The organism is Rhodococcus sp. MurmanLake-1 (genome assembly GCF_056945715.1).
Genome location: NZ_JBWZNF010000039.1, coordinates 1 through 4,796 on the forward strand (window position 1 = coordinate 1; position 4,796 = coordinate 4,796).

Annotated in this window: 3 protein-coding genes and 1 pseudogene; 2 read left to right on the plus strand and 2 right to left on the minus strand. The window is 60.9% G+C overall.

What is annotated here, in order from left to right:
• Positions 1 to 453: pseudogene (locus AC2ETI_RS32405) on the plus strand (AAA family ATPase); the annotation flags it as partial.
• A gap of 53 nt (positions 454 to 506) precedes the next feature.
• The gene (locus AC2ETI_RS32410) at positions 507 to 1,280 is read left to right on the plus strand and encodes a DUF6602 domain-containing protein (RefSeq protein ID WP_483635032.1); all 774 of its coding nucleotides are present in this window, start codon (positions 507 to 509) and stop codon (positions 1,278 to 1,280) included.
• Between the two features lie 284 nt (positions 1,281 to 1,564).
• Here AC2ETI_RS32410 and AC2ETI_RS32415 read toward each other — a convergent pair whose 3' ends face one another.
• Complete coding sequence (locus AC2ETI_RS32415; RefSeq protein ID WP_483635033.1) at positions 1,565 to 2,590, minus strand: hypothetical protein; 1,026 nt, start codon at positions 2,588 to 2,590, stop codon at positions 1,565 to 1,567.
• A 109-nt stretch (positions 2,591 to 2,699) separates the two neighbouring features.
• Positions 2,700 to 4,028 carry a hypothetical protein gene (locus AC2ETI_RS32420; RefSeq protein ID WP_483635034.1) on the minus strand — a complete coding sequence of 443 codons (1,329 nt, stop codon included), beginning with the start codon at positions 4,026 to 4,028 and terminating at the stop codon, positions 2,700 to 2,702.
• Positions 4,029 to 4,796: the final 768 nt, after the last annotated feature.

A 4,796-nucleotide genomic window follows, 5' to 3' on the forward strand; every position in this document is an offset into this window, starting at 1 on the left:
GTACAGTCCCGTGAAGCCACCCAGATGCACCACGAGGACCGCGCAGGCGTAGACGCGTTCCTCGCCGAGATCGACAGCCTCGCGGGTTCCGGTATTCCCCTGCTCGTCGTTATGTGCACGAACCGGCTCGCCGCGCTCGATCCAGCAGTCAAACGTCGGGCCGCAGCCACGTTCGACTTCGGCCGTCCGGACGAAAACCAGCGCCGCCAGGTCATCGCTACGGCATTCGAAAACTACGAACTCGCCGACGACACTATCGAAAAGCTGGTAATGGCGACCGGACCTCAAAGCTCCGACCAGTACGGCTTCACCTACTCCGACCTGACCCAGCGTCTCCTACCCACCGCCATCTTGACTGCCTTTCCCGACGACCCGATCACCGCGGACCTGTTGCTGGCCGTGGTTTCGGACCTCAGTCCCACCGCCCCTTTCAACGACCAACCATCAGCGTGACGTTCCGTTCGGCTCATCCCGGAATATGTCCCGGACACCACCAAGGAGAATCGATGACCGGTCAATACGACATCGCAGCGGCTTTTCGTCGAAAGCAGTCAATACTGCTGGAGTCACACGCGTCAGTCCGCGACGTAGTGAGCCATCCGACCGCCCTAGGTGACCACTCCGAGGCCGACTGGGTCGGTGTATTGAAGGACTTTCTCCCCGAGCGCTACACCGTTGGCCCGATCTTCGCCGTAGATGCTGACGGCGCGATGAGCGAGCAGATCGACGTCGCGGTCTACGATCGTCAGTACTCACCTCTCTGGTTCGGATCGAAAAGCGGCTTCGACATCGTTCCGGTGGAAGCTGTGTATGCAGTCTTCGAGGTCAAGCCAACGATCAATACGACTTACATCACGGCGGCACGAGCGAAAGTCGCATCTGTCCGTCGACTGCGTCGGACGTCGGCGCCGATTAAGCACGCCGGCGGGGCCTATGGTGCAATTGACCCGTCAGCCAAGCACATCATCGGTGGGCTTCTTGCTGCAAACGGGTCCTGGACCGATCGAGCATCGACAATTGCTAAGCTCAAAGAGCACCTTCCGCCCGTTGGTCTTGACGAATCGCTTGATATCGGCATCGCGGTCGAGATGGTTTCGTTCGACTACACGCCCGTTCCGGTCGAGTTGGGAAGCCGGGAGGAAGAGATCCTACTGGAGTTCAGCTCCGAGCACGACCAGCTGATTCACTTCGGGATCCGGTTGTTTCGTCAACTTCAACAGCTCGGGACCGTGCTTGCTATAGACATGGGCGCCTACGAGTCTGCGCTAACTCGGCGGTAGGAGGATCAGCGATTCTCGACATGCTGACGTCTATACAGCTAATCCCATTGCGGTGCACTATGTCCAGTCGTTGCCCATACATTTCCTGACCTCGTTGCAGCAGACGATGCGAGTCTGCGCCTATCATGACGTCCGGCGCCTGATTTCGGATCTTCCGTCGATGAGCTTGCGGCGCCATGATGTACGTCGTATTGAACGCTGGCTTAACCTCGAACACTCCGGTTGATAAGGATCGAGTGCTTCTCAACTTCGCAAGCATCATCGGCTCCCGGACACCTCTGATCTCAGTATCCGTCGACGCCGGCGAATACGAGTTCAGGCGTGCCGACAACGGGTTGTCCGGGGTGTAGTTGCTGTTGTAGGGACTCGACCCCGGCGGTGTCGAGTGTTCCGCGGTGAATCTGACAGGCCCAGTCGAAATATTCTGTAGACCAGCCGATCTGATATCCGTAAGTCTTGGTTTTCCACGGCTGGTTCGATCGTGGCCGCCGGGTGATCCAACCCGCATTATCACCGAGTTCGGCTGCGAATGCGCCGGATTCGGGTTCGATCGAGTGAACGAAGCGTGGAGTCAGGTCCGTCAGCAGGGGCACCCTGATGGGTTCGGCCGTGATCTCATCGCGGAACCAGCGTATCGATTCCTGCGCCGGCGTTACTGGTGGCCCGCCGCAGCCGGCGAGGGTCCTGGATTCGGCGTCGGTGATGACCGGACCGTCCCAGGTGAACAGGGAGGGGTCGAGGCGCTCCCCCACGGTGAGGTCGGAGTATGAGGCGCCGTCGACACCATTGCCGGAGTGTTGGGCAAGTACCGCACCGGTTTCGGCGTCGACAACAAGCCGCAGCGACGGCTTCGGCAGATTCCGGCTTTCGCGTGGGGCGAGATCCACCGACCAGCATCGACGGCCGAGGAACTCGACGTCTGTCACCGGCCCTGTCGGGCGTGAATGATGGTTGCCGACCCAATGCTCAACCTGCGGGGTGATCGCAAGGTATCGACCCGCGCCGGGTGAGTGCACCTGACGGAGTTCGGTGCAGCGCGGATGGTCTGGGTCGGCGGTGAAGTCCCAGGCGGTGGTGCCGTCGCTGACGAACATCACCTGTCCGTCGAGCGATTCGATCCTCGACCGGCGTCCCCACCGATACAGATGCACGCCAGGGAGACGAACGGGAAGAAACACAGGTTCTTCCCCGTAGCTTCCGTAGTAGTAGTGAAAAGGTTCGTCGGAATTGCGGTACGGGACCACGACCCCGTGGACCGGTTGCCGCGGGCCATCTGCCATGGTCACCAACATCTGGACCCATTCGGTCATCACTGCCTCCACTACACATTCGGGTGTCGGGCGTCTTCGTCCCAGGCCAACGCGTCTCCCACCGGTCATTTCGGTGAGCTTTCCGGCTCGATCGCCTCCGCTGCTCAGCTCAGACATGCAGGACTCTCGCGACGGCTTCGGAGACCGGCGGGTATGCGCGGGTGTCGGCTTGTTCCCTCAACTCTGCCGAGGCGTAGGACAGGAGATTGTCGAGTCGGTTGCCTTGCTCGTCGTACAGATCGAGACGAGCTGTCAACATCAGTCCGGGATAGTCACGATGCTGGAATCGAACATGGATCCGGCCGCTCGGCCACTGTCCGACGTACGTGGCGCTCACCTGATCGACTTTGTCCGAAAACTGCATTCGGTCAAGACCGCGCAGGCAGTACTGCACGTAGCCGTGATGGTCGAGTGGCTCGGGACCGACAGGCCAGCACCGATCGGTGATGTCGATGCCACCGGTGATCAGCGAATGGATCCCGCCATCGAACCCGGTGGAGAGTACCGACCGACCGACGGCAGGACGGGTAGCGGTCCTCGCAACCAACCACAGCCTCCCGCCCCCTGTTACCCCGTGTGCGACATCGATCCCAGGCAGCATCAAGGTCGTCACCGGCGACGGATCCTCACCCCGCAAGGACCGTACGATCGTGGCACCTCGCGTACTGGGGTCTTTACCCCAGTACCAGCGCACGTCGCCATCGAACGCCCGCTTGCGACGGTGATTTTCGTTGTACGACACATCGGCGTACTCGCTCGTGTACCCGACCTTCCGATTTTCCGCGTGCGGGTAGGTGTCGCGGTCGATCCGCTGCGGTGGCGGATCGTGCAGAGGTATCTGCAATACCGATGAGCTGTAACGTAACTCGAACCCGGCCCGCTTCCCTCCGGCGCCGTCCACGCGCGGCACCCGTTCCCACGGATCGTGTTCGACACCGAGATAGAGCGACGATTCGTCGAACTCGACTGACACGATCGCCGCGGCATCCACTTCGACACGACGCATCCCACCACCCTGCTTCGTCACCAGCAGTGCCGGCTTCCGCCGCAGCGTCCGTGGCGGAATGTCCGAGGAGGGTGCGATGTCGTTGTTCCTGCGTGTAGTCGTCATACACCAGGCGCCGGCGCGTCCCGCGCCGATCAGATGGTGCCCTTCGGTGTATTCGGAACGGTCGATGCCGTCGGTACCGATGTGAACCAAGGGACCGTCGCGGTGATTCTGTATCCATAAACCGGACTCGTCGGCCGCGATCTGTGCTGGGCCGGAGCCCGGTAGTGCGGGAGGAAGATCAGTCCACGCCACCAACCCCGCCAACGATTCTGTGTGCGGATCAATCAGTGCCGCAACGGGTTGACGCTCGTCGACCACCCACAGGTGAGCCGCGGTGAAGAAGACGTATCGGGGGCGCAGGAACCTGCGCCCGAGGTGGGCGCTCACGCGCCTTTCTGCAGAGTCATGACATCGACGGTACCAGCGAAGCATGGCCCTAGCGCCGCGACCACCGAATCTTGTCAGCGTTGGTCCATTTGGGCATTTTGCTGTCCACGCCTATACCGGGCAGCAACGACGTCGTTCGAGTTGTGACTTACCGCCCAGAGTTGGATCTATTCGTCTATCGCCGCGAAAGTGAACGACGGTGGAAAGAGGTTTTCGACCGTTGTTCACAGGCTGCCGGTTGTCGTGGGTGTGTGGGGCGCCGGCGGGGTGTTCGGGTTCGGCGGCGTGGGGGAGGGCGCCGGGTCGGGTGGGGAGTTGTGAGGGCTCGTTTTGGGTGTTTTGAATGTTGTTGTGTGTCAATATGTTTCGGTATTTGCTTGGCGTTGGGTTGGTTCCGTAGGTTGTGCACGTTTGTGTTTTTGTCAACTTCGAATGTTGTTGTGATGGTGCGTGTTTCGGCGTTTTGTGTTTTCGTGTTGTTTTGTGGTGCGATGGGTGAGGGTGTATGATTGGGAGCATGATGATGACGAGGCAGTGGACGCGGGAGGGGGCGCCTTCCCTGACCCCTCCTCCCCAGCCTCGTTCGGGTGTCGGGTATCGGTTCAGACGTTGCGATGAATTTGATTGGGGAGAACCAAGATTCGGAATTCAGAGGAGCGAAGCGACTCGATCGACGGCAACGGCACTCGAGCCACTGCGCGCCGCGCAGCGGCTCCCTGGCGGGGAGCGCAGCGACTCGCTCCGGCTCCCGACGCGGAGCGTCGGGAG